This window comes from Labilibaculum sp. K2S, assembly GCF_030372765.1.
In the GTDB taxonomy this organism is placed as follows: Bacteria; Bacteroidota; Bacteroidia; order Bacteroidales; family Marinifilaceae; genus Labilibaculum.
Window position 1 is genome coordinate 1 of the sequence record NZ_JAUCMW010000027.1, and the last position, 25,896, is coordinate 25,896.

Consider the following 25,896-nt stretch of genomic DNA (forward strand, 5'->3'; position numbering starts at 1 on the left):
TAACTGCTAACTGCTAACTGCTAACTGCTAACTGCTAACTGCTAACTGCTAACTGCTAACTGCTAACTGCTAACTGCTAACTGCTAACTGCTAATTGTCCGTAATTAAGCTTCAATCTTATGAAGAACCATTTTTTTGGCAACTTCAATTGCTTTTTCAAGTCCCTGAGGATCTTTACCACCAGCAGATGCAAAGAATGGTTGTCCGCCACCGCCGCCTTTAATTTCTTTGGCAGCTTCACGAATAATAGCTCCGGCATTTAAATCGTATTCTTTTACCAGATTATCCGAGAACATGATGGTAATGTTTGCTTTTCCATCCAAATCGGCGCCCGAAATAAATACAAGATTGTCTACTTCTCCTTTTAGTTGGAATGCGATATCTTTAATATCACCTGCGCTGGCAACGGCAATTGATTCAGCAATAATATTAACATCATTCGTTACCGAGATATTTCCTTTCAAATCATTCTTAACGATTTTCAAACGATCTTTTACGAACCCATCCAAATCCTTTTTCAAACCTGAATTCTCATTCATTAAATCAGTAATGTTCTTAATCAGATTCTGATTTGATTTAAAAATGCGTTCAATCTCTTTTAAGGTATTCAACTTATCGTTGATAAATTGTTCGGCTTTAACAGCAGTAATTGCTTCAATTCTTCTCACTCCGGCAGCAATCGCACTTTCCGATGTGATTTTGAAATACCCGATTTGACCAGTGGCCTCTACGTGCGTGCCACCGCAAAGCTCAACTGAATCATTAAATCTAATAACACGAACCAAATCGCCGTATTTTTCACCAAATAAAGCCATTGCACCAAGGTTTACAGCCTCAGCCATTGGTATGTTATTCTTTATTTCGATAGAGATATTCTCACGAATTTTAACATTCACAATTTCTTCTACCTTGGCAATTTCTTCTTCAGTAAGTTTCTGAAAATGCGAGAAATCGAAACGCAAATGATCAGCATTAACAAGAGATCCCTTTTGTTCAACATGCTCGCCCAATATTTCGCGAAGTGCATGGTGCATTAGGTGAGTTGCCGTATGGTTATTTGCAATTAAAGTTCTTTTGCTTTCGCTGACTACAGCCTTAAATATAACAGTCGGATCTTTTGGTAATTCTTTTGCAAAATGAACAATTAATCCATTTTCCTTTTTCGTGTCGATAATAGAGATTTTTTCTTCATTCGCTTCAATGTATCCGGTATCTCCAATTTGTCCGCCACTTTCACCATAAAAAGGTGTGATATTGAAAACCATTTGATATTGGTCTTTATCTTTCGAAGAAATTTTACGGTAACGGGTAATTCTTACATCAGTAGTCAGGTAATCGTAACCAACAAATTCTTCTACGTCATCTTTTAAAATCTCAATCCAATCGCCGGTATCAACAGATGTTGCGGAACGTGAACGATTTTTTTGAGCTTCCATTTCTTCATTGAATTCTCTGCGGTTAATAACCAAATCATTTTCTTTCAAAATCAATTCAGTTAAATCCAATGGAAAACCATAGGTGTCGTACAATTCAAAAGCCACCTTGCCTGATACAACTTTGTAGTCTTCCGATTTTGTTTTATCAATAATTTGATCCAATAGGCGAATTCCGTTTTCGAGTGTTCTTAAGAAAGAGTTTTCCTCTTCCATTACTACCTTTTCGATTAAGTTTTGTTGCTTAATCAGTTCAGGGAAATGTTTTCCCATCACTTCAATTAGTACCGGAATTAAACGATACATAAATGGCTCTTTAAAACCAAGAAAAGTATAGCCGTAACGAACAGCTCTTCTCAAAATTCTTCGGATTACATAACCAGCTTTATTGTTTGAAGGCAATTGTCCGTCGGTAATTGCAAAAGCAATGGTTCTAATGTGGTCGGCAATTACTCTAAGGGCAATATCAATTTCCTCATTTTTTCCATATTCCTTTGCACTCATTTTTGCAATTGTCTGAATAATTGGCTGGAATACATCAGTATCATAGTTTGATGTTTTTCCCTGCATAGCCATGCACAAACGCTCAAATCCCATCCCGGTATCAACATGCTGATGAGGCAAAGCTTCCAGAGAACTATCTGCTTTGCGATTGTATTGCATAAATACAAGATTCCAAATCTCAATTACCTGCGGGTGATCTTTATTTACCAAATCACGTCCGGCAACTAATTTTCGTTCTTCATCACTACGTAAATCAACATGAATTTCGGAACAAGGTCCACATGGCCCTGTATCACCCATTTCCCAAAAATTATCTTTTTTATTTCCGTTTATAATTTGTTCGGCAGGAAGAAATTTAGCCCATAATTCAGCCGCTTCATCATCACGGCCTAATTTATCATCAGCACTTCCTTCAAAAACAGAAGCGTACAATCTATCTTGCGGCAATTTGAATACTTCGGTTAGAAGTTCCCACGCCCAATTGATGGCATCTTCTTTAAAGTAATCACCAAACGACCAGTTACCCAACATTTCAAACATGGTATGATGGTAGGTGTCGTGACCAACCTCCTCTAAATCGTTGTGTTTTCCTGAAACGCGCAGGCACTTTTGTGAGTTGGCAATTCGTTTGTATTTAATGGGTGTGTTACCCAAAAAAATATCCTTAAATTGATTCATTCCCGCATTGGTGAACATTAAAGTTGGATCATCTTTAATAACCATTGGCGCCGAAGAAACAGTCTTATGTTTTTTTGAGGCAAAGAAATCCAAAAATGCCTGTCTGATTTCGTTAGAATTCATGTGTTACTATGTTTTATATCAATCTGATTTGTAGACTTAGCTTGCAAAGTTAGATTATTTCCTTAATTTTGTTAGCTGTGGAGGGAAAAAGTTTAGGCTTTTTTCTGTAAAAAAAATCTAAAAATATTACATGGCGAAGACTAAGTATCGGTTTAACCCAGAGTCTATTAGTTACGAAAAAGTAGAGGCCAATTTTAAGACGAAAATAATAAACGTTCTTAAACACATGGCTTCAAGTTCAGTACTCGCCATTGTAATGGTTGTGGTATTGTTCTATTTTTTCGGATCTCCAAAAGAGAGATCTCTCATTCGTGAAAATCAGCAATTAATTGCACAATATACCCGCCTTAATTCAGAGTTGGCAAAACTTCAAAACGTTTTAACGGATCTTGAGCAACGGGATGATAATATTTATCGGGTAATTTTTGAGGCGGAACCGATTCATTCCAATATTCGAAAAGCTGGTTATGGAGGTGTAAACCGATATAGTAATTTGGAGAATCTGGAAAATTCAGAATTGGTTATTTCAACCAATAAAAAGATTGATCGTATTGCCAAGTCGATGTACGTTCAGACCAAATCTTACGATGACGTTGAAGTAATGGTAAAGAACAAGTTTAAAATGCTTGCATCTATTCCTGCTATTATGCCTATTGCAATAAAAGATTTTGGAAGAATTTCATCAGGTTACGGATGGAGAATTCATCCAATTTATAAAACCCGTAAATTTCATGATGGAATGGATTTTAACGGAACCATTGGAACGCCAATATATGCAACTGGTGATGGTGTGGTTAGCTATAAGAATACGGAGAGGGGATACGGCAAAAAAATTGTAATTGACCACGGTTTTGGATATAAAACCGTATATGCTCACCTTGATGGCTACAACGTGAAAGCCGGACAGAAAGTAAGACGGGGAGAAGTTATTGCTTTCCTTGGGAATACAGGTTCATCAACGGGACCTCATATCCATTATGAAGTAAGGAAGAATAATAAGACGATTGATCCTATCAACTATTTTTTTAACGATTTAACAGCCGACGAGTATGACAGTATGGTTGCTTACGCTGCTAACACTGGTCAAACAATGGATTAGTTCTATCGAAAGAAAATAGGAAAGCATAAAAAAGTGGCACGGGAAATATTATTTCGTGCCATTTTATTTGTTACTTTAGATGATAAATTGTCCTAATCGGTTCATTTCTATACAATTTATTTGGCTTGTGAAATTTAAATCGTAACATCGGTGCCTTACAAAGAAAAAAAAATCGAAAAATTATATTATGCCATTGGCGAAGTAGCTGAGATGTTTCAGGTAAATACTTCTTTGATTCGATTTTGGGAAAAGGAATTTGATATTATAAAACCTAAAAAGAATAAGAAGGGAAATCGGTTTTTCACACAAGCGGATATTGAAAATTTTCATTTGATATTTCATTTAGTGAAAGAAAGAGGGATGACTCTTAAAGGAGCTCAGCTCAAGTTGAAAGAAAATAAAGAAGATACTGAGAATAATTTTGCTGTTGTTACCCGTTTACAGGAAATTAAAGGCCTTCTTCTTGAAATTAAGGAAGAATTGTAATTTGTAAATTTTATTGAAATTGAAAGTAAGAGATATTGTTTCATCTATCGAGGAGATGGCTCCTTTGACCTATCAGGAATCATACGACAATTCAGGTTTACTGGTTGGTAGTTACGATTCAGATGTTGCCGGTGTTCTTATTTGTTTGGATGTTATAGAGAGTGTAGTTGAGGAAGCCATTAAGAAAGGGGTAAATTTAATTATTGCTCATCATCCTATTGTTTTTAAAGGGTTAAAGCGGTTTAATGGGAGTAATTATGTTGAGAGAACAGTAATTCTTGCCATTCAAAATAATATTTCAATTTATGCCGCCCATACCAATTTAGATTCAGTAAAAGGTGGAGTGAGCGATCGTATTTGCGATTTAATCGGACTTCAAAACAGGAGGATTTTATCTCCGGTAAGCGAAGATCTTTATAAGTTGGTAACATTTGTACCCAATAAGTTTGCTCAAGAAGTTAGAGATGCTTTGTTTGAAGCAGGAGCCGGAAGCATAGGGAATTACGATTCCTGCAGTTATGCTGTTGAAGGCACAGGAAGCTTTAGAGGCGGAGAGAATACAGATCCGTTTGTGGGTGAAAAAGGGAAATTGCATTTAGAGCCTGAAGTTCGTATCGAAACTATTTTCCCAAAGCATTTAAAGGGAGCAATATGCTCGGCACTTCTAAAAAATCATCCTTACGAGGAAGTTGCTTTTGATATTTATCGACTCGAAAATGACAACAAGCAGGTAGGATTGGGTATGATTGGTGAACTTGCAGTACCCGAAGAGCCACTTTTCTTCTTAAGAAGGATAAAGGAAATATTCGGATCGGCATGTGTAAAACACACCCAAATTAGTAAGAGAAAAATTAAAACCGTTGCAGTATGTGGTGGGAGTGGAAGCTCCTTGCTGCGTAAGGCTATCAGCCGGAAAGCTGATGTTTTTGTATCAGGAGATTTTAAATATCATGAGTTTTTTGATGCCGAAGGCAGAATAATAATTGCCGATATCGGACATTACGAAAGTGAACAATTTACAAGAGATATTTTTTATGAGATTGTTACAAAAAAATTCCCTAACTTTGCGGTTTATATTTCAGAGATAAATTCGAATCCAATAAATTATTTGTAAAACATATGACTACACAAGATCCAAAGGCTTCAGATTTTAAGGATATTTCAGTAGAAGATAAATTGCGCACAATGTACGAAATGCAATGTGTTGATTCTGAAGTAGACCAAATTAGAACGCTAAGGGGAGAGCTTCCATTAGAAGTTCAGGATTTGGAAGATGAAATTGCAGGTCTTGATACTAGGATTGCCAACCTAAATAATGAGGTAAAAGATTTAGTTGAAACTGTTGCGAAGAAAAAACAAGAAATTAAAGAAGCGGGATTACTTATTAAGAAGTATGAAGCTCAACAAATGAATGTTCGTAACAATCGTGAATTTGATTCTATTTCAAAAGAAATTGAATTTCAAAATTTAGAAATTGAATTGTGCGAAAAGAGAATTAAAGAATTTACTTCGGAAATCGCCACTAAAAAAGCTGTAATTGAAAACTCAGATAAAGTTTTTGCTGATAGAAAAGCTGATTTAGAAGGAAAAAAAGGTGAGCTTGATGCAATTGTATCAGAAACTCAAATTGAAGAAGAAAAATTGGTTGCTTCGTCTGCTTCGTATAGAAAAAAAATAGAGCCAAGATTGTTAACAGCTTATTCACGAATTCGTTCAAATGCAAGAAATGGTCTTGCAGTTGTGACTGTTGAGCGTGATGCATGTGGTGGTTGTTTCAATAAGATTCCACCTCAGCGCCAGATGGATATTCGTTCTCGTAAAAAGATTATCGTTTGTGAATATTGCGGACGAATTTTGGTAGATCGTTTTATTGTTGATTATGACAATAGCATGGAGGAAGCAGAAAAAGCTGAACAAGCTGAAAAGCCAAAAAGAAGAACTCGTAAAAAAGAATAATACAATTCTTAATATCATATAAAAAGCTGTTTCATTTTTTTGAAACAGCTTTTTTTGATGTGAATATTTTGTTGCAGTTGTACGAATTGTCTGCATCTTAAAAAATCTTCCCCGTGTTTTTATTATTTTTGGAATCTATCTTAAAACGGAATTTGCGTTATGAACTTATCATTGTCCGGATTGGAAGCTCTTAAAGAGAAAAGGGAATCATTTTATATTTACTTTTCGGCGCCTTCTTGTGCAGTATGCGAGGTGTTATCACCAAAACTTAAGAGCATGATGAGGGAACAGTTTCCAAATTTGAAAGCTTTTCATGTTGATAATTCGCAACAACCCGAAATTGCGGCACAATTAGGCTTATATACCAATCCAGGTTTATTGGTTTATTTGGATGGAAAAGAATTTTTACGCAGAAGCCGTGCAATTAGTGTAACGCAAGTCGAAGAGGAGATCAGACGTACCTATGGGCTCCTTTTTGATTAGAGACGCCAAAGCATAGCGTCTCTCTATATCGTTATCTAATAAACTCCTGTGCGAAGCATTACCAGAGGACAGGCCTCTTCTGTTTCTATTCCCAAAGCATTTGCTTTTCGGTAGAATTCCGGATTTTCGGTTCCCGGAGGGAATAGAATTCTTTCAGGTTTCAAACCTATTATGTAATCGTAATAGGGTTCTTGATTTTTTGGAGAAAGGTAAACAGCAACCGTTTCAACTTTTCTTTCATATGGACGACCGACATTAATTTCAACGTCGGAAATTTTGCCTTCTTTGTTTCCAACAGCAATGGTTTCGATATCATGCTCACGCAGCAAACGCACACATTGATTTGAATATCTTTCCTCGTTTAGACTGGCACCAATAACAACTGTCTTTCTCATTGTGGAGTAGTTTAAGTATTTATATATCTATATACAACAAATATAGTAAAATGGAGAAATTATCAAAGAGGAGTAAGAGATAAGATGGATTTTATTTTACGCAAAAAAACCTTCCTGAAATTACTTCATGGAAGGTTTTTAACCAATTAAAACTACTGAGTGTGTTTATTTTTGGATTAAAACTGTGGCGTAAGCGACAATACCATCTTCGGTACCCACAAAACCCAGTTTTTCCGTTGTTGTTGCTTTTATTGCTAAATCTTCCCAATCAATTTCCATTACATCCGAAAGCACTTTTTGCATTTCAGGAATTATCTGTTTAATTTTTGGTTGTTGTAGTGCTATTGTTGCATCAATATTTCCAATTGAAAAACCCTTTTCGGCGATCAGCCTAACTGTTTCTTTCAAAAGTATTTTACTGTCAATGTTCTTAAAATCATTGGAAGTATCCGGGAAATGATATCCAATATCACGCATATTGGCTGCACCAAGCAGAGCATCACAAATAGCGTGAATCAATACATCACCATCCGAATGGGCAACGCAACCTTTACTATGGGTTAATTTTATTCCTCCCAGCCAAAATTCTTCTCCTTCGGCTAATTGATGAACATCGTAACCAAATCCTACTCTAATCTTCATCTTACTTTATAATTTTATCAATATTGGCAGTAAGTGTAAAACGCAAAGTATTCTTTAACGGATTATTTTGAGTTGAAGGAATTAGGTACGAAAAATCCAAATCAAACATGTTTAGTTTTACACCTAATCCTGCTGTGAAATATTTTCTGTTTCCTTTTTCTTCGTGTTCGTAATAGTAGCCTGTGCGTAATGCAAATTGTTTTTGATACCAATATTCAAGACCAATCGACCATGTAATTTCTTTAAATTCCTCACTCATCCCGCCGGGAGCATCAGAGAAAGAACCGAAAATACCACTCATTACTGATTTATTAGATGCTTGTCCACCAACTATAACGGTTCCGTTATCTTCACCATCTTGAAGAGAACCATTAGCAGGAGTTGGAACTAATAATTTGTTAAAATCGGCAGCAATAGTTAATGAATTGTAATTATCCAATTCAAATTTGAGTGCAGAACCAAGTCTAAGATTTGTAGGAATAAACTCCTTTTCATCATCGGTTGTATAGCTTATTTTGGAACCGATATTTGAAATATTCAATCCCCACGACCAAAGTATTTCTTTTCGGTTTCTTTTAAATTCCTTCTGATAATAAACAGAAATATCTGCGGAGTAAGCATTTCCGGCCTGAGTTTCTACTCCTGCAACATATTGAGCTTGGGTAAGATCTGAGCGGATGTATCGAAATGCAATGGCTCCGGATAGATTATCGGTTAATCTTCTTGAATAGGCAATATCAAAAGCCCACTCATTTGGGTTTCTTGAAACAGGTGTTGCATTTTCACTTTCTAAAAATATGATTTCCCCCAAAGTAAAATATCGAAGCGACGAGGCAAGAACTTGATTCTTATCCAAACGATAATATCCGGTTAAGTAGGCAAGGCTCATGTCATCAACTAGGTCTCTTAACCAAGGTGTATAGGATGCCGCAACTCCGTAGTTACCATCAATCATGGCAAATTTAGCAGGATTCCAATGCATCGAATTCGCATCAGGCGATGTAGCCACACCAATATCTCCCATCGCACCTGCACGGGAGTCGGGAGTAATTGTTAGGAAGGGAACGGCTGTTGAAATGTAATTAGCTCCCGATGTTGAGGTCTGTGCCCAACTTGTTTCCATGTTTGTAAATAGCAAAATGGATAAAAGGCTTGTGATTAGAGTTAGTTTGTAGTTCATAGTGATTTAATATAATAGTCTGCAAATATATTCAATAAACTGTTAAATTTGGTTTTTATTATTTTAGGATTACTAATTTTTGAAATTTATTCACCACTTTTCCATTATCGGCTCTAACTTTTACACGATAGAAGTAAACTCCACGACCAATGGAATTGCCAAAATCGTCTTTTCCATCCCATTGAATAGGACCAACTCGATTTCTCGACGAATTTACAGTCGTTTCAATGGTCTTAATTAATTTTCCGGATATGGTGAGTATCTGAATTAAAATATCCAATTCTCTGGAGGCTTGATTGTGCTCAAAATAAAAACCAGTATTGGTTGTAAATGGGTTTGGATAATTTAATACATGCTTAAGAATAAGATCGGCATTATCTGCAACAATAAATTCAAGTATATTTTCTGATGAATTATTCACGTTATCCCAAACTTTAACTTGAATTTCATGTTCACCTGTTTCCAGATCGGAAAGTCGGTAGCTGATCTTTCCTTTTTGGTAATTATCCAGATCCGATTCATAGGAATCGTTAAGTTCATATGGCTGATCTGTTTTTTGATCCAATATGGCGATAATATCATGACCAATGGAATTTCCAACAGTATTTATGCCACTGGAATCCTGAACGATTGCTAACAGAAGAGGAGATGTGCCTGTCATACCGCCTGGAGTGAATTGCTCATCGTCCATATAAAGTTCAATTTCAGGACCAATTTTATCTTTATCCGCATTTGGGTTTGTACCTCCAACAACAATACTATTGGTGTATCCGGCCGCATCAGCATTCATGCTGTTTGCGTAGTAGGAGATTTTTCCATTTCCATATTGATAATTAATATCTTTAGGAACGAAAAAGTTAAAATTAAACTTTCCATTGGTAACACTGGCTTTTCCTTTAAAAAGGACACTGTTTTGAACCGTGTATTCAAATGGTTCACCATCATTTCCATGGGTCGATTTAGTTGTTGCTTTATCGTATATAGTTGGATAAACAGTTCCCGAAAAATCATTCAAAATCTCACCGCTGTTTGCAATTATATCACCGGAAATATGAACCTTACTCAAAGCTTTTAAAGTATCTGTAGGTTGACTGATATCTACATTATTAATCTGAAGTGTTTTGGCCGAATGAGTCGGATAATTCAGCCGAAGAGCCGGATCTCCCAAAAGGGTAAAATTCCTTTTGTTAATTCCCGATCCGGTTTCATTCTTTGTTTTTCTCATGATGTCACCCAAACGAAGAAAATTTCCATCCGAATCTTTATCAAAAATATGATGATAAAAATTTTGGTTTAAGCTGAAGTTTGGAGATGAAAAAACCAGCCGGGTGGTAGTGAACAGACCGATGCCACCACCGTTGTTACGAAGAAGAATCATCTCGCCAGAAGAGAGTTTTTTGTAATTATCGAAACGGCTGAATTCGCAGGTAGCAGTCATGAACAAAGGAAGTTTTGTTGGGTTTTTCCAACTTAAAATATCGTTGAGCATTAGAATGTGTTCATGTGCCAGTCCGTTCTCATTTCCATGTCCTGTGTAGTTCATAAGCAGGCTTCCTTTGTTTATGCTTTCGCTGATTGCTAAATTGACATCAGGATATTCCTGTCCGGCAGAACTTGTTATTTGTTCATAGTCATCAAGGAAAATTCTTTGTATTTTAAATTGAGGATAGTCAGTTTCTACCTGTACGGCTAACTTATTAGCATCCCTCATGTGCGTATTATTGTCTTCATCGTCTCCGATAAAACAGATCTTGCTTCTCCAATCTCCCCACTCTGAATTGTTGTAGTTTAAAATTTTATTGGTGACGATTTGTGCTTCTTCAGCAGTATTCACAGGAAAACGTCCAATGCCAATATCTACCATGCCTGTTGCCTCACCTTCATTATCGTCAAGTAGTCCGAAAAAATCATCAGTTACAAAAGATTGAGTCGGACTTATAGAATTTTCCGATTGATAAGTTAGAATTTGGTTTGTGTTGTTTTCACGGTCAGATTTATTATCAAATGAGCCATCTCCAAAAAGTAAAAGATATTTGGGTAGATTCTTTTCATTTGTCGATCGATCGTAAAACATTTTTACAAAATTACGAATGGCACTCACGTCAGGAGAACCGGATGAAAACTCATTGTAGATCTCCTCCGGATCAATAATAGTAACTTTTAAATTGTCCTTGGTTCTGTGAAAATCTGCAATTTGACTGGCGTAAGACAAAAACTTGGAAGGACTAATGATAATCATATCTGTTTGAGCCAAAGCATGTAAATTTTGGTTTTGAACCGATCCAATAATAGTTGGTGTTGGAAAATCACTATTTGGGTTACACGCAACATATTCTTTTAAAGAACTTGCATCTGCAGTAAAAGATGTTGTATTGTTACTGTAATTTGCAGATATGAATTTTACAGATTGAGGAGTGGTGACATCCCAAATTTGAGTTTTATCATTTGTATTTTGAAGAGTAAATGATGCCTTGTTGCCAATACCAATGGTTTCTGTATCTCGAAATGCCATCTGATTGCTGGTAAAAACCAAGTTGCGTCTGGCGTTTACCCGAAGAAAGTTCAACCATCCTTTTGAGGATGGGGAACTTTTTTCATAGTCAATAATCAATTTGAAATTAGCTGATGAAGGAATGAAATTAATGAATTTCTTTTCGACACTCGCAGCATAATCGGCCGTATAGCTTCCTGTATTTACTGATGGAATTTCTACTTCACCAATTGAATTTGTTCCGGAAAGCAGACTGAATTTTGTTGCGGACGATGATCTAGCCACTAAATTTGTACTAATTGAAAGGGGGGCTCCTGTTTTTAGGTTTGGGAATGAAAAATTGAAAGAGTAATTTGTTGTAACATCAAAAGTATTCCCAAGCCAAAGTCTGCCACTCTCCAAAAGATTGGTGTCGTCCTGATCAAATACGGCATAATCATCAAATCCGGTAACATTTATATTAGAGGAAGATAAGGATGCTGCCGATTGAATGAGTGTCGGACTTCCCATATCGGAACTAATAAAATAGTGCGAGAATTTAGAATATAAATGATTTTGGTGGACAAATTCATTGGAGGCTTTGTTGAATTTCCATGATCTTGGTCCTTTGGCATAAAATAGAATGAAGTCGCCCGAATTAAAAATACCATCACTTCCATTATCCATGTAAATGGAATTGTTTGGTAAATCATCCATACTATCCTCAGAGTTCATTTTGGCAAGCATTCCTCCCCCGGATCCATATATCCGGATATTTTCTGGATTGGAAATCCCCATTTCGATTAGTTGTGAATAAGTAATTTTATGCACAGCTGTTGTATCAACAGCAATTTTCACCCATTTTCCAGATTGAAGGACAGAGCTGGTTGCGTAAGATTTGCTTTGTTTTATTGATTTCGTTTGACTTTTTCTTTGAAATTTCAAAGAGAATTGAATCAATTTTTCGAGTTGGCCTGTTAAAGGATTCTTCCGTATGGGCGTAAATTTAACTTGTTGGTAATTTTGTTTTCGAATAACAACCGTGTTAATTGAAGGTTTTATGGAATTGGGGATGGTTTTATTTCGTAAAATTTGCGTTTCGGTGGAACTTAACAATTTGAATTGCGTATCAAATAACTCAACTGTGAATAATTCGTTGGTTGAACCTGTTAATTGAAGGTGTGAATATTCCGGCAACCAAAAGTTGTTCTCATTTAGAGAAGCTCCTGTAAAAGTTAGGGTGTTAATTTTTTCTCCTGTAGGATGGACAATTAAACTTTCTGTCCAATCCAAATTAATTGGAGTTGTAGTTTGTGAAAATGAACTAACACTTATAATGGAGAATAATAATATTACCAGATAACGCATAAATAATTACAGGTATTTTACATCTAAATTAAACAAATTGGCAATTTGCGAGAATTGCAGGTATGCAAAATAAGCAAAACTTAAGACAAAGTCGAGAAAAGATATTAAGATAAAAGGAAGACTTTTATTGGGGATTGAACCGGATATTTTTTAAAATTTGTTTTGTATCAGACAGTTAGGGCGATAGAGATGTTTAAGCAGTCATGCAACATGCAATCAGTGATTTTTTTGAACTGAATTATTCGTTGGAAATGTTAAATAATTTTGTAAAAAAGTAAAATTAAATACAATAAACTCTGTACTCTTTTAGTTATATTTGTTGAGTTAAGTATTTTTGAGATAAACTACATTCAATCTATTATGAAATTAAAATCGAGCATTATTCTCTTTGTTTTTGCAATTTCACTGATGATTTTACCATCTTGTTCGAAAGTGAAAAATCTTGTTGGAAAGGGAGAAAAATCTAAAACCACTGGTTGGGCTTATAACGAACCTGAGAATGGGGGTTTTGAATATCATAGCGGTTTTCAGCAAGAAACTGGTCCTGGTCTGAAATTTATTCAGGGAGGTACATTTACTATGGGAAGAACACAACAGGACGTGATGTATGATTGGAACAATGTTCCAAGAAGAGTTACAGTTCCTTCTTTTTATATTGATGAGACAGAGGTTCGAAATGTTGATTATTTAGAGTACTTACATTGGATTAAGAGAGTATTTGTTTCTTACCCGGAGGTTTATAGAAAAGCATTGCCCGATACTTTGGTTTGGCGTGATGAACTTGCTTACAATGAGCCTTACGTAAATAATTACCTTCGTCATCCTGCTTATGGAGAATATCCTGTAGTTGGTGTAAGCTGGGAACAGGCAGTTGATTTTTGCGAATGGCGTACCGATCGTGTAAATGAAAGAATTCTTATTGACAAAGGAATTTTAAATAATGATCCTACTCAACGCGATGAAAATAATTTTAATACAGCAGCATATTTGGCTGGACAGTATGAAGGTGCTGTTAATAAGAATCTAACGGATTTAAATCCGGATAATGAAGAAAGATCGGTTCGATGGAGTGATGGCATGTTGCTTCCTAAATATCGCCTTCCTTCCGAAGCAGAGTGGGAATATGCTGCGGTTGCTTTAATTGGAAATTCTCAGGATGAAAGAATTACAGACCGCAAGATTTTCCCTTGGAACGGGCATTGGGTTAGAAATGATCAGAAAAATGTTCGCGGTCAGATGATGGCTAACTTTGCACGTGGACGTGGTGATTATATGGGAACAGCTGGTGCATTAAATGATGCCGGTGATATTACGGTTCCTGTAAATTCATTTTGGCCTAACGATTTTGGATTGTACTGTATGGCAGGTAATGTTAGCGAATGGGTTGCTGATGTTTATCGTCCTATGTCTCCTGAAGATATTTCGGAATTTAATCCTTACAGAGGAAATGTTTTTAAAACTGCTGTTAGAGATGAAGAAGGAAATATTGCAGAAAAGGATAGTTTAGGCAGAATTCGTTATAGAAATCAGAAAGATGAAGAGCTGGTTGGGCGTGAGAACTACAAAACTGCGGATAATAGAAATTATCGGGATGGTGATGTTGAATCAAGTATCGTTTCAGATTATACATGGAATAATCCAGAACATCAGGCTACAGGTTCAAGTCGTATGTATGTTCAAGGCAGAGGTCAGAACGGAAGCGATTTTAGTTCTATGGTAACTGATGATTCTCGTGTGTATAAAGGTGGTTCCTGGAAAGATCGTGCCTACTGGATGTCACCAAGTGCACGTCGCTTTTTAAATCAGAAAGAAGCACGTGACGATGTTGGATTTAGATGTGCAATGACTCATGTAGGACACCCAGCAAATAAAAAAACAAAGTAGTTAATTCTAAATATTTTTAAACCCCATCCTTTAGAGATGGGGTTTTTTGTTGGAAATTGCTAATTTCGTTTATCGAACTAAATCTGAAAACACAATGCAATTGTCAAATATTTACCTTCTTTTTAAGGAGCATCCAATAGTCGTAACAGATACCAGAAAGATTGTTCCCAACTCAATTTTCTTTGCTTTGAAAGGCGATAATTTTAATGGGAATGAATTTGCTTTGGTCGCAATAGAAAAGGGGTGTAAGTATGCCATTATAGATGAAGATGAATATGCAATAGACGATCGCTTTATTTTGGTGGATGATGTTTTGTCGACACTTCAGGATTTAGCCAAAGAACATAGAAGACAACTAAATATTCCGATTCTTGCCATTACGGGAACTAATGGGAAAACCACCACAAAAGAATTGGTTCATGAGGTTTTGAAACGAAAGTTTCAAACGGCAGCAACAATTGGGAATCTCAATAATCATATTGGTGTTCCGTTAACTCTGCTTTCTATGAATAAAGAGACTGAATTTGGGATTGTCGAAATGGGAGCTAATCATCCTGGAGAGATTCAGAAGTTATGCGAAATTGCTGAACCTGATTATGGAATCATAACGAATGTTGGAAAAGCACATCTGGAAGGATTTGGTTCATTTGAGGGTGTTATAAAAACAAAAAAAGAGTTGTACGACTTCCTTTTTAAGAATGGGGGAAAGGTGTTTGTTAATGCTGATAACGATTACTTGACTGAAATGTTGAATGATCAGGAATTTATTAGCTATGGAAATTCGGAGAATGCATTTTCTAAGGCGAAATTTCTGCAGGCTGAACCATATCTGGTTTTAGAAATAAGATCAGCAATTGGCAAATTGTATATTAAAACAAAACTGATCGGCGCCTATAATTTTGAAAATGCTTTAGTGGCTGTAACTATAGGACGATATTTTAAAATCGATGAGATTGAGATAAAGGAAGCGCTCGAAAAGTACGTGCCCAGCAACAATAGATCTCAATTGAAGAAAACAGAGAAAAACATACTGTTCTTGGATGCATATAATGCGAATCCTACCAGTATGAAGGCTGCAATTGAGAATTTTGCAGGTATGTCGAGGAAAAATAAGGTTATTATCCTGGGTGATATGTTGGAATTGGGCTCTGATGCCCGCAAAGAACATTTGGATTTATTGCAGTTGATTCAGGATAGACAATTGCAATCGGTATTTTTAGTTGGTGATATTTTTACAGAAGTGAATTCTAATGAGCAGTTCAAAACCTTTAAAAATACTTCCGAATTAATAAAGGAACTTGATAAGACAGAACTGCTGAACCAGTATATTCTGATTAAAGGATCAAGAGGAATTCGTTTGGAACAGGTAATTGATAAGTTGTAACTATGGCTATTGCGTGGGTATATTTGATTATTGCAGGATTGTTTGAAGCCGTTTGGGCCATTGGGCTTAAATATGCCGAAGGGTTTACTAAGCTTTGGCCTAGTGTTATTACGATTGTTGCAATGGCGATAAGTTTGTATTTTCTTGCGTTGGCAATAAAAACATTACCAGTTGGAACTGCTTATGCTGTTTGGACAGGAATAGGAGCATTTACAACGGCAATTTTGGGCGTTGTTTTATTCAGCGAGCCAATTCACTTCTCAAGAATATTCTTTTTACTTCTACTTTTGGTGTCGATTATTGGTCTTAAATTCACTGCCGCGAACTAATTAATAATTCTTAATTTTAGAAGGCAATATCTGAGAAGTGTTTTTTCTTTCTCAAGTAGAAATCAAAAATAATACTGTTTTTATACATTTCCTTGTGACCTGTTTTTGTGACAAAAGGAATCATTTTTTTGCGTTTTTCTCTCATTTTTGAGAACATGGAATAGTAGGAGAGATGAGCTTTAAAAACAGCAGCAAAATTTGAAAATTCTCCATTCAAAAGAAATTTCATCGCTGCGATACCATCCAATATCATCCTTTGCAGGAGAATGTAACAAAATTTATTTTTAGGCAGATTTTTATGCAACATGAATAGATTGTTGCGGAAATTTAGATAAAGTTTCTTTGAACTGTGGTTTGGTAAAGTCGCTCCGCCAACATGATAGACTGTCGATTTTGGTTCTACGATTATCCGGTGTCCCTGATTTTTTATTCTCCAGCACAAATCAATTTCTTCCATGTGAGCAAAAAAGTCACCATCCAATCCTCCTGATTTTTTATAAACGTCGGCACGAATGAAGAGAGAGGCACCACTAGCCCAGAAAATATCAAGCTCTGAGTTGTATTGATTGCGATCACTTTCGATCTGATCCAGTATTCTTCCCCGGCAAAATGGATAACCTAAATAATCTATAAAACCTCCAGAAGCGCCAGCGTATTCAAATTCTGATTTATTGTGATAAGCTTTAATCTTGGGTTGTGCAACTGCAATGCCTGGATCTTTTTCCAGATGATTATAAATTGGGTCAAGCCAATTTTCTGTAACCTCAACATCCGAATTTAAAAGAACGAAATAAGTATGTGAAAGTTGCTCCAATGCTTTGTTGTAACCATCAGCAAATCCATAATTCTTGTCCAGTTGAATAACTTGAAGATTGGGATATTCTTTTTCTAAAAATGCTATGGAATCATCACTGGATGCATTATCTGCAACAATAACATCAGCCCATTCCCGATTTGAGTGAGCAACGACCGAAGGAAGGAATGTTTCCAATAATTTTTTCCCGTTCCAGTTTAGTATTACAATTCCAATTCTATTCATTTTCTTTCACTGATGTATTACAATATAATTACTTATTGTGAGTTTTGTTTTGTGTGTTTCCATCGTTTATGAGACCATAACCAGTATGCAGGCTCCTCTTTGATAATATTTTCCAGCACACGTGTGTGTGTTTCAGTGATTTCAAACTCAGCTGTATCTTTAGGATTATCAAAAAGAGGAATAAAGTGTACTTCGTAATACCCTCTTTTTATTTTCTTCATGTGAACAAAAATTACTGGCTGATCAAGTTTTTTTGCGATTCGTTCAGTGCCCAGCAAAACAGGAGTATCCTGATTGAGAAATTTGGTCCAGTAGTTGAGGTTGCTTTTGTTTGGTGTTTGATCACCGATAAAAATAGTAGTTGTAAATTTATTTTGATTTCGATAGGAAATCATGGTTCGCAAAGTATCATTTTTAGCTAATGGTCTGGCTCCAAATCGTTTTCTTATTTGCAAAAACATTTTATTAAAAACCTTATTATGAAGAGGTTTGTAGATGGGAAGGTAATATGCATCTATCCATAAATTAATGGATGTCAGCCACTCCCAATTCCCATAATGTCCAAATACAATTACAATGCTTTTACCAGAGGCTTTATATATGTTGAGAATATCCGGGGCGATAAATTTGCAGCGCTTTCTAATTTCTTCTTCACTAATTGTCCAAAGTTTTATGGTCTCAATAAATGTATCACAGAAATGACAGTAAAATTCCTTTCGTATTGCCTTGACTTCGTTTTCAGATTTTTCAGGAAATGAGTTTTTAAGATTCGAGGTAACAACTTTTCTTCGGTATCTAAAAATGTGGTAAACAAAAAGAAAAAGAATGTCTGAAATGAAATAGAGTATTGAAGATGGCAAGTAACTTATTAGTCTTACCACACCATACACCATATAGGAAAAAAGCTTTATCATTATAATGAAGTATGTTTTTATGATCTGCTGAAAGCAGGAAAATACAGCAAGTTATTTTATCATGTGTTTAATCACAACACTTTTAAACTCATCGTGAACCATTGTATTACTGGCAATAATTTCTTTTCCAAATATGAAATTCTTACCTCCTTTAAAGTCGCAGACTTTCCCGCCAGCTTGGCTTACCAAAAATGAGCCGGCAGCAACATCCCAGGCCTGAAGACTATATTCATAAAAAGCTTCAAATCTGCCACAGGCAACATAAGCTAAATCGGTGGCTGCAGAACCGGGGCGACGAACGCCGTGTGAATTAATTATGAAGTATTCCAAAGAAGCCATAAATGTTTTTAATTGGTCGTAATTGGAATAGGGAAAACCTGTTGCAATTAAGCTGGAGTCAATCGAATTGGCCTTCGATACGGTAATTGTTTTTCCATTTAAGAATGCTTCTGATGCTCCTTTCCACGAATAAAAGCACTCGTCAAGGCTAATTTCATATATTACTCCCAGTATAATTTCGTCGTATTCCTGTAGAGCGATACTAACAGCAAAAGGGGATAATCCATGAATGTAATTTGTTGTTCCGTCTAAAGGATCAATAATCCAGTTGTAACGTTCTGCCTGATAGGTTTCTGTTCCTTCTTCAGCAATAAATCCGGCATCGGAAAGAATCAGTTTCAATTCGGCAACAATTTTTTCTTCCGCCGTTTTATCAACATAGGTTACAAAATCGTGTATTCCTTTCACTTCTACAACATCAGATTTTATTTTGCTTTGCTGTTCTTTTATGAAAAGGCCAACTTTTCGGGCTATGTCATTTGTTTTAAAACAAAGTTCTTTAAGATTGATCATGCTTTTATAATTTATTGCAAAATGGGCTTTAGGTTGAATCGTATTTTGTCAATAACAGAACCTGAAACATTGCCATTCGAATTTACCTCCTGCAAGTTAACAAATGTTAGTTCGTTGCTAAGCTTTTGGTTATACGGAATTTCAACTTTTATATAATTTTTTGTAAATCCATACATTTTTCCACTGTCATTATAGGATTCGAACAAGACTTCTTCTGTCTTGCCTAAATTTTCCTGATAAAATGCATTTAATTTTTTCTCAGAAAGGATTTGCAGCATTTTAGCTCTTCTTTTTCTTTCTGGAATAGGAACAACTTCTTTGATTTCAAGAGCTTTGGTGCCTTGTCTTTCCGAGTAAGGAAATACATGTAGTTGGCTAATGGGTAATTCTTTGATGAATAAATATGCATCTTCGAAATCTTGATCACTTTCACCACGACTTCCGGCAATTACATCAACACCAATGAAGGCATCAGGAAGTAAAGATTTAATTTTTTCAATCCGTTGAGCAAATAATTCTCTATCGTATCTTCTCTTCATAAGTTTTAAAACTTTATTGGATCCAGCTTGAAGAGGAAGATGAAAATGATTGACAAATTTTTCTGATTGGGCAACAAAATCAATAATCTCGTTGCTTAGAAGGTTGGGTTCAATGGACGAGATCCGGAAACGACTGATTCCTTTCACTTTTTCAAGCTCTTTAATTAAATCCAGAAATGTTTCGTTCGTACTTTTTCCAAAATCGCCGATATTTACTCCTGTTAGGATAATTTCTTTTGCGCCTTGCTTGGCAATGTCCTCTGCTTGTTGTACCGTTTCTTTAATGCTCATGTTTCGACTGTTGCCTCGGGCGAATGGGATGGTACAATAGGTGCAGTAATAGTTGCATCCGTCCTGAATTTTAAGAAAACAACGGGTTCTGTCTCCCATTGAATAGGAAGAATGAAAATCTTTAACCGACTCTACTTCACATGGGTGCAGTTCTCCGGTGCCTTTTTTCTCAAGATGATCTATGTATTTGCAGATGTTGAATTTCTCATTAGCTCCTAAAACGAGATCAACTCCTGGAATCGCGATAATTTCATTAGGTTTAAGCTGCGCGTAGCATCCAATTACGGCAATAAATGCATTAGCATTGGTCTTTATTGCCTTTTTAATGGCTTGTCTGCATTTTTTGTCGGCATGATCTGTTACAGAACAAGTGTTTATGATGTAAATATCAGCTTTCTCTGTATGCTTAATTGTTTCGAAGCCCATTTCTTTAAATGAACGGCCAATTGTAGAGGTTTCCGAAAAATTAAGTTTGCATCCTAATGTGTAGAATGCTACTTTTTTACCTTGTAACATAGTTTTTCCCTTCTTGCTGATATTCAGCTTCTAGCTAAAATAAATGAACTACCTCAAATTTAATTTGAAATAGTTCAAAATATATAAATTATTTAAAGCGCAAATTTAGGAAAAAGAATTACTTTTTTACCCCAATACAAGACTGTTGGAAATATATTCTTTATACAACTGATGAACAATACCATCGGTAACTCCAATTTTGGGTACATGTATCTTGTCTGCATTTGCCCATTCCATAATACTTAGGAAAATTGTTGCAGCAGGAATGATAACATCAGCTCGGTCAGGATTCATGTCGAAGTTAATCATTAATTCCTGATAGCTGTATTGTTTAAGGTCGTAGTAAATGCTTTTAAACTCTTGGTATGTAATAAATTTTTCCTTTTTTGGTGAGGCGAGTTTAACTAATCTGTTGATGTTACCACCGGATCCGATAATTTCAATGTTTTCGCAGTTAGGACATACATCCAATAAACATTCTTTTATACGAACAAATTCATCTTTAGGGACACAGTCCCGAAGAATTTTAATAGTTCCTACATTAAATGACGCGGAGAATTTACAAATCCCTTTTGAAAAAAGAGTTAATTCGGTACTGCCACCACCAACATCAACATATAAATAATCTTTGCTTGGATCGAGAGTATCTGCAATTCTATTATCAAAAATAATGCTTGCTTCTTCTTTTCCATTGATAACATCAATTTTTATCCCTGATTCATTCTCTATTCTTTGAATAATCTCAGCACCATTAACAGCCTCCCTCATTGCTGATGTTGCGCAAGCGCGATAATTCACAACCTCATGAACATCCATAAGGTTGCGAAATGCTTTCATGCTTTTAATTAATTTCCCGGCTTTATCTGCAGAGATGATCTTATCTATAAAAGTATCAGTTCCCAAACGAATTGGAACCCTTACTAATGATGATTTCTTAAAGTGAGCATTACCGCCTTCTTCAAGCACATTCATAAATAACAACCGGATGGCATTTGATCCGATATCTATGGCGGCAAATTTCATTATTTTCATAAAGAGTATATTTAGATTTTCAGTGAGCGAAGATATGTCATATGATTCAATTTCATGGAACACCTTATTTACGGTCAAATGTACATATTCAGGAATATAATTTAAATGAAATTTCCCAGTAATGCAATAAATAGATTTATAGGAGGTGACTTGCCAGTTCTGCAAGGTGACTTCTTTCTCCTTTTATTAAGTTGACATGAGCAAATATATCCTGTCCCTGCATCCTGTCTGAAAGGTATGCTAAACCATTTGATTTTTTATCCAGATAAGGTGAATCTATTTGTTCAATATCACCTGTGAAAATCATTTTAGTACCTTCTCCTGCACGTGTAATTATTGTTTTAATTTCATGAGGAGTAAGGTTTTGAGCTTCATCAACAATGAAGAATGTATTTGAAAGGCTTCTTCCTCTGATGTATGCTAATGGAGTAATCTGTAATCTTTCATCCTTTAAAAGTTCGTCAATTCTGAGATACTCTTTACTATGGACGTTAAATTTATGCTTGATTACACTCAGGTTGTCGAAAAGAGGTTGCATGTAAGGTCCTATTTTTTCTTTGGCATCGCCTGGTAAATAGCCAAGGTCTTTATTGGCCAGAGCAACAATTGGTCTGGCAAGGAAAATTTGATCGTACATGTCGATTTGCTGAAGAGCAGTAGCCAAAGCGACTAATGTTTTTCCGGTTCCAGCTCGTCCGGTTAATGCAACTAAGGATATTTTTGGATCCATGAGAGCATGCATGGAAAAAGTCTGTTCTGCATTTCTGGGATAAATTCCGTAGGCATTTGGTTTTTCAACTCTGGATATTATTTTTTCAATCGGATCGAAATGTGCAAGCGCACTTGATGAATTATTTTTCAGAATAAAATATTCATGACCTTTAATTGGTTTTTCAAGTCCAAATTCTTTTTCAGGAATTCCTTCGTTTGATTTGTATAGAGAAGTGATCTTCTCATCATTAAAATCTTCAAGGGTTGTTATTCCCAGGCTAATTACGTCATCAAGATCCTTAACCTGATCGTTTTTATAATCTTCTGCAGGAATGCCTAAAGATTTTGCTTTCATTCTAAGGTTGATATCCTTGGAAATCAGAATGACTTTTTTTTTGCTGCGGTGGTTGTGTAGATACTCTGCTATAGCCAGAATTCTGTGGTCAGGGATGTTTTCTTGAAACGAGCTTTTCATTTGAGGAGAAAATTCTTTTCCCGTTTCAACGGATAATTTACCCAGATTTTTTCCTAGAGGAACACCGGCGGCAAAGAGCAGGTCTCCGGATATACGGTCTAATTCTCTACTGAATTCACGTGCGTGGTAATTAATCTGATCATTCCCTTTTTTAAATTTATCCAGTTCCTCCAGAACAGTTATGGGAATAACAACATCATTTTCTTCAAAATTGTAAATTGAATTAAAATCATGAAGAATAACATTTGTATCAAGAACGAAAACCTTTTTGAGTTTTGCCATAATGAATGGTGTTAGAGGTTAATTTCTACAGGCGTTTAGTGCCGGGCTTTACTTTATCATAATTGTAAATTACTGTTGCTTAAATTGTTGGGTGTTAAAAGCGATTTAAAATCGTTTAATTTTAGGAAACATGCTTGATGCTTTCAACTGAACAGTAACATTTAATAGTTTTAATTTAGCAATTTTTGCAGGAAATTCAACCTGTTAACACAAATTTTAAGAAATTTTATTCTTCTTTGTAAAATCATCAAAATTAGTAGAGAATAAAAAATGAATTACCAGGAAACTTTAGATTATATGTTTACTAAACTGCCTATGTACCAGCGCACAGGGCAGGCTGCTTATAAAGCCAATTTGGATACAACATTGGTTTTGGATGAATATTTTAATCATCCTCATAAGAAGTTTAAATCGATTCATGTTGCCGGAACAAATGGAAAAGGATCAGTTTCTCATACTATTGCTTCTGTTTTGCAAGCCGCGGGCTATAAAGTTGGGCTATATACTTCGCCGCATTTAAAAGATTTTAGAGAGAGGATTAAGGTTGATGGCGAGCTTGTTTCTGAGGATTATGTAGTTGATTTTATTCATAGGCATCAGAATAAATTTGAAGAATTATGTCCTTCCTTTTTTGAGATGACAGTTGCGATGGCTTTTGATTTTTTTGCAGCTCAAAAGGTAGATGTTGCTGTTGTAGAAGTAGGCTTAGGTGGAAGATTGGATTCGACTAATATTATTTCACCTGTACTTTCTGTGATAACTAATATAAGTAAGGATCATACTAATTTGTTAGGTTCGGAGCTTGCAGAAATAGCAGGAGAAAAGGCAGGAATTATTAAGAAAAATGTTCCTGTTATTATTGGTGAGAAACAGGAAGAGGTAATTGATGTTTTTTTGAGAATTGCTGCTGACAATAAATCTGATCTGAAATTTTCAGAAGACAGCTATAAGAATCTGTCATCAGAATTGATTGATAGCAAAAGAAATCTTGTTTATCAGTCTCTTGAGAACAATTCAATAATCGATTTATCATGTGACTTATTGGGTCTTTATCAGATTAAGAATATCAGAACCGCTCTATGTGTATTTGATGAATTGAATAGTAAGGGGTGGGGGATCTCGAAAGAGACTGTAAAACAGGGAGTTTCTGAGGTAGTTAAAAGTACCGGCTTACTAGGGCGCTGGCAGACAATTGGCAATGCTCCAAGAGTAGTGTGTGATACCGGGCATAATGTTGGAGGGATTAAAGAAATAATAGAGCAAATTGAATCGATGGATTACAGAAAACTGCATATTGTTTTTGGTGTTGTAAATGATAAAGATCTTACTGATATTTTGGAATTAATGCCGAAGAATGCGAGCTATTATTTTAGTCGGGCAGATATTCCCAGAGCATTGGATCAGGAAGTTCTTGCAGTAAAGGCAAAAGCTTATGGATTGCTTGGAAATGCATACCTGTCTGTGAAAGAAGCACTAGGGGCAGCGAAGGCAAATGCTCATGAAAATGATTTGGTTTTTGTGGGAGGAAGTACTTTTGTTGTTGCTGAAGTAGTATAAACAAAACTAGGGTTTTTATTGCTGTGGTAATTTTTTCTGCTTATATTTGCAGCCGTTAAGGGCGATTAGCTCAGTTGGTTCAGAGCACTTGGTTTACACCCAAGGGGTCATAGGTTCGAATCCTATATCGCCCACATTTACAAAGGATTATTGTATTATTCTTTGAAGTGTCCCCAGCGCCATTTATTTAAAATTAAATCTGTATAACAAAATAATCATTAAAGAAATTTTTCTTTAATGAAAACTTGGTTATTTTTGTTCTCATTTAAGGTGTAAGTAAGAAATTATGGTTCAAAGTTCTAAGAAAATTCAGGGGGTTCCCGAGCCGACGATTAGGCGGATGCCTTCATATTTAGCATTTGCAGAAGGCTTGTTAAGGAAAGGGCAGCAGTTTGTTTCGTCTACTCAGATCGCAAACTATATGAATATCGACCCCACACAAGTGACAAAAGATTTATCCTATACATCTATTGTTGGAAAAACAAGAGTTGGCTACGAAGTTAAAGCGTTGGTAGATGTTTTGTCGGAGTTTCTTGGATTTACTATTATGGATAATGCTTTTCTTGTAGGAGCTGGATCTTTGGGGTCTGCATTATTGCATGATAGCGGATTATCACATTTTGGTTTAAATATCGTTGCTGCTTTCGATGTTAATTCTTCGACCATTGGGAAAAAATTTAATGATATTGAAGTATTTCATATAGATCAATTTCGGGATTTATCACAGGAAATGAATGTGGTAATGGGAATTATTACTGTCCCGGCTGAAAATGCTCAAACAGTTGCTGATTTGATGGTAGCATGGGGTATTAAAGCGATTTGGAATTTTACACCGGCAAGAATTAAGGTTCCGGAAGATATCATTGTTCAAAACACAACACTCTATTCTAATCTGGCAATTATTTTTAATAAATTGCATAACGACAGAAAAGAAGTTCAGTAAGATAATTAGTAATAAAATAAAAACAGGGCTGTTGAAATTTTTCAACAGCCCTGTTTATTATTGATGTTTACAATTTTAATCTTTTAGAATGCTAATGGCGTGGTCTAAAATAGTTGTATCATCTAGTCCAACAATTCCTCCATAAGGGCCTTGTTCAACATGGATTCCTGTACATTGGCCTTCGTCAAAATTGGTTCCACCAAAATAATTTCTAACGGTTTCTACTTCTAATTGTAAATCTTCTGCAATCCTTTGCATACTTCCTTCGGGCAAACGATCTTTAATTTCTCTTAACTTATTGAATGTGATTGTCTTAGTCATATGCTCTTAA

The 25,896-nt window shown here is 35.7% G+C and carries 22 protein-coding genes and 1 tRNA gene; 11 read left to right on the forward strand and 12 right to left on the reverse strand.

From position 1 onward, the window contains the following. Positions 1-104: 104 nt before the first annotated feature. A complete protein-coding gene (gene alaS, locus QUH73_RS19095) occupies positions 105-2,738 on the reverse strand; it encodes an alanine--tRNA ligase (RefSeq protein WP_289532041.1) in 2,634 nt (877 codons plus the stop codon). 130 nt (positions 2,739-2,868) lie between these two features. Here alaS and QUH73_RS19100 point away from each other — a divergent pair, with 130 nt between their 5' ends. The 5 genes from QUH73_RS19100 (at position 2,869) to QUH73_RS19120 (ending at position 6,762) form a co-directional block, all read left to right on the forward strand. Next, positions 2,869-3,837: a M23 family metallopeptidase gene (locus tag QUH73_RS19100; protein WP_289532042.1), complete on the forward strand. Its 969-nt coding sequence runs from the start codon at positions 2,869-2,871 to the stop codon at positions 3,835-3,837. A gap of 150 nt (positions 3,838-3,987) precedes the next feature. Continuing rightward, positions 3,988-4,323, forward strand: a complete 336-nt coding sequence (locus QUH73_RS19105) for a MerR family transcriptional regulator (RefSeq protein WP_289532043.1) — start codon at positions 3,988-3,990, stop codon at positions 4,321-4,323. Positions 4,324-4,342: 19 nt separating this feature from the next. After that, positions 4,343-5,437, forward strand: coding sequence for a Nif3-like dinuclear metal center hexameric protein (locus QUH73_RS19110; protein ID WP_289532044.1), 1,095 nt, complete (start codon positions 4,343-4,345; stop codon positions 5,435-5,437). A 5-nt stretch (positions 5,438-5,442) separates the two neighbouring features. Beyond that, on the forward strand, positions 5,443-6,279 hold the full coding sequence (locus QUH73_RS19115) for a zinc ribbon domain-containing protein (RefSeq protein ID WP_289532045.1): 837 nt from the start codon (positions 5,443-5,445) through the stop codon (positions 6,277-6,279). Positions 6,280-6,438: 159 nt separating this feature from the next. Further along, the gene (locus QUH73_RS19120) at positions 6,439-6,762 is read left to right on the forward strand and encodes a thioredoxin family protein (protein WP_289532046.1); all 324 of its coding nucleotides are present in this window, start codon (positions 6,439-6,441) and stop codon (positions 6,760-6,762) included. A 35-nt stretch (positions 6,763-6,797) separates the two neighbouring features. Here the strand turns inward: QUH73_RS19120 and QUH73_RS19125 are convergent, their stop codons facing one another. From QUH73_RS19125 to porU, 4 genes are all read right to left on the reverse strand, one after another. Beyond that, positions 6,798-7,157, reverse strand: coding sequence for a CoA-binding protein (locus tag QUH73_RS19125; RefSeq protein WP_289532047.1), 360 nt, complete (start codon positions 7,155-7,157; stop codon positions 6,798-6,800). A 165-nt stretch (positions 7,158-7,322) separates the two neighbouring features. Then, a complete protein-coding gene (ispF, locus tag QUH73_RS19130; protein WP_289532048.1) occupies positions 7,323-7,799 on the reverse strand; it encodes a 2-C-methyl-D-erythritol 2,4-cyclodiphosphate synthase in 477 nt (158 codons plus the stop codon). A 1-nt stretch (position 7,800) separates the two neighbouring features. Then, positions 7,801-8,979, reverse strand: coding sequence for a type IX secretion system outer membrane channel protein PorV (gene porV / locus QUH73_RS19135; protein WP_289532049.1), 1,179 nt, complete (start codon positions 8,977-8,979; stop codon positions 7,801-7,803). Positions 8,980-9,037: 58 nt separating this feature from the next. Further along, the gene (gene porU, locus QUH73_RS19140; RefSeq protein ID WP_289532050.1) at positions 9,038-12,817 is read right to left on the reverse strand and encodes a type IX secretion system sortase PorU; all 3,780 of its coding nucleotides are present in this window, start codon (positions 12,815-12,817) and stop codon (positions 9,038-9,040) included. 360 nt (positions 12,818-13,177) lie between these two features. Between porU and gldJ the strand changes: the two genes are divergently transcribed. The 3 genes from gldJ to sugE all read left to right on the forward strand — a co-directional run bounded on the left by gldJ (position 13,178) and on the right by sugE (position 16,414). Next, the gene (gene gldJ / locus QUH73_RS19145; protein ID WP_289532051.1) at positions 13,178-14,701 is read left to right on the forward strand and encodes a gliding motility lipoprotein GldJ; all 1,524 of its coding nucleotides are present in this window, start codon (positions 13,178-13,180) and stop codon (positions 14,699-14,701) included. Between the two features lie 94 nt (positions 14,702-14,795). Next, positions 14,796-16,085: a UDP-N-acetylmuramoyl-tripeptide--D-alanyl-D-alanine ligase gene (locus tag QUH73_RS19150; RefSeq protein ID WP_289532052.1), complete on the forward strand. Its 1,290-nt coding sequence runs from the start codon at positions 14,796-14,798 to the stop codon at positions 16,083-16,085. A gap of 2 nt (positions 16,086-16,087) precedes the next feature. Beyond that, the gene (sugE, locus tag QUH73_RS19155; protein WP_289532053.1) at positions 16,088-16,414 is read left to right on the forward strand and encodes a quaternary ammonium compound efflux SMR transporter SugE; all 327 of its coding nucleotides are present in this window, start codon (positions 16,088-16,090) and stop codon (positions 16,412-16,414) included. Between the two features lie 16 nt (positions 16,415-16,430). On the opposite strand, the gene QUH73_RS19160 is transcribed toward sugE, so the two are convergent. The 6 genes from QUH73_RS19160 to QUH73_RS19185 all read right to left on the reverse strand — a co-directional run bounded on the left by QUH73_RS19160 (position 16,431) and on the right by QUH73_RS19185 (position 23,065). Next, positions 16,431-17,453 carry a glycosyltransferase family 2 protein gene (locus tag QUH73_RS19160; protein WP_289532054.1) on the reverse strand — a complete coding sequence of 341 codons (1,023 nt, stop codon included), beginning with the start codon at positions 17,451-17,453 and terminating at the stop codon, positions 16,431-16,433. Between the two features lie 32 nt (positions 17,454-17,485). Beyond that, on the reverse strand, positions 17,486-18,367 hold the full coding sequence (locus tag QUH73_RS19165) for a lysophospholipid acyltransferase family protein (protein ID WP_289532055.1): 882 nt from the start codon (positions 18,365-18,367) through the stop codon (positions 17,486-17,488). Between the two features lie 51 nt (positions 18,368-18,418). Continuing rightward, positions 18,419-19,219 (reverse strand): inositol monophosphatase family protein, encoded by an 801-nt coding sequence (locus tag QUH73_RS19170; protein ID WP_289532056.1) that lies wholly within the window; start codon positions 19,217-19,219, stop codon positions 18,419-18,421. 11 nt (positions 19,220-19,230) lie between these two features. Further along, positions 19,231-20,565: a tRNA (N(6)-L-threonylcarbamoyladenosine(37)-C(2))-methylthiotransferase MtaB gene (gene mtaB / locus QUH73_RS19175; RefSeq protein ID WP_289532057.1), complete on the reverse strand. Its 1,335-nt coding sequence runs from the start codon at positions 20,563-20,565 to the stop codon at positions 19,231-19,233. A 126-nt stretch (positions 20,566-20,691) separates the two neighbouring features. Then, complete coding sequence (locus QUH73_RS19180; RefSeq protein ID WP_289532058.1) at positions 20,692-21,597, reverse strand: Ppx/GppA phosphatase family protein; 906 nt, start codon at positions 21,595-21,597, stop codon at positions 20,692-20,694. Between the two features lie 136 nt (positions 21,598-21,733). Then, the gene (locus tag QUH73_RS19185) at positions 21,734-23,065 is read right to left on the reverse strand and encodes a PhoH family protein (RefSeq protein ID WP_289532059.1); all 1,332 of its coding nucleotides are present in this window, start codon (positions 23,063-23,065) and stop codon (positions 21,734-21,736) included. 297 nt (positions 23,066-23,362) lie between these two features. Here QUH73_RS19185 and QUH73_RS19190 point away from each other — a divergent pair, with 297 nt between their 5' ends. From QUH73_RS19190 to QUH73_RS19200, 3 genes are all read left to right on the forward strand, one after another. Next, positions 23,363-24,622: a bifunctional folylpolyglutamate synthase/dihydrofolate synthase gene (locus tag QUH73_RS19190; protein ID WP_289532060.1), complete on the forward strand. Its 1,260-nt coding sequence runs from the start codon at positions 23,363-23,365 to the stop codon at positions 24,620-24,622. 59 nt (positions 24,623-24,681) lie between these two features. Continuing rightward, a tRNA-Val gene (locus QUH73_RS19195) sits at positions 24,682-24,756 on the forward strand. Positions 24,757-24,908: 152 nt separating this feature from the next. Further along, on the forward strand, positions 24,909-25,565 hold the full coding sequence (locus tag QUH73_RS19200; RefSeq protein ID WP_289532061.1) for a redox-sensing transcriptional repressor Rex: 657 nt from the start codon (positions 24,909-24,911) through the stop codon (positions 25,563-25,565). A gap of 75 nt (positions 25,566-25,640) precedes the next feature. Here QUH73_RS19200 and QUH73_RS19205 read toward each other — a convergent pair whose 3' ends face one another. Further along, entirely contained in the window at positions 25,641-25,886 is a 246-nt protein-coding gene (locus QUH73_RS19205; RefSeq protein ID WP_289532062.1) for a DNA-binding protein, read from the reverse strand. Between the last annotated feature and the right edge of the window lie 10 nt (positions 25,887-25,896).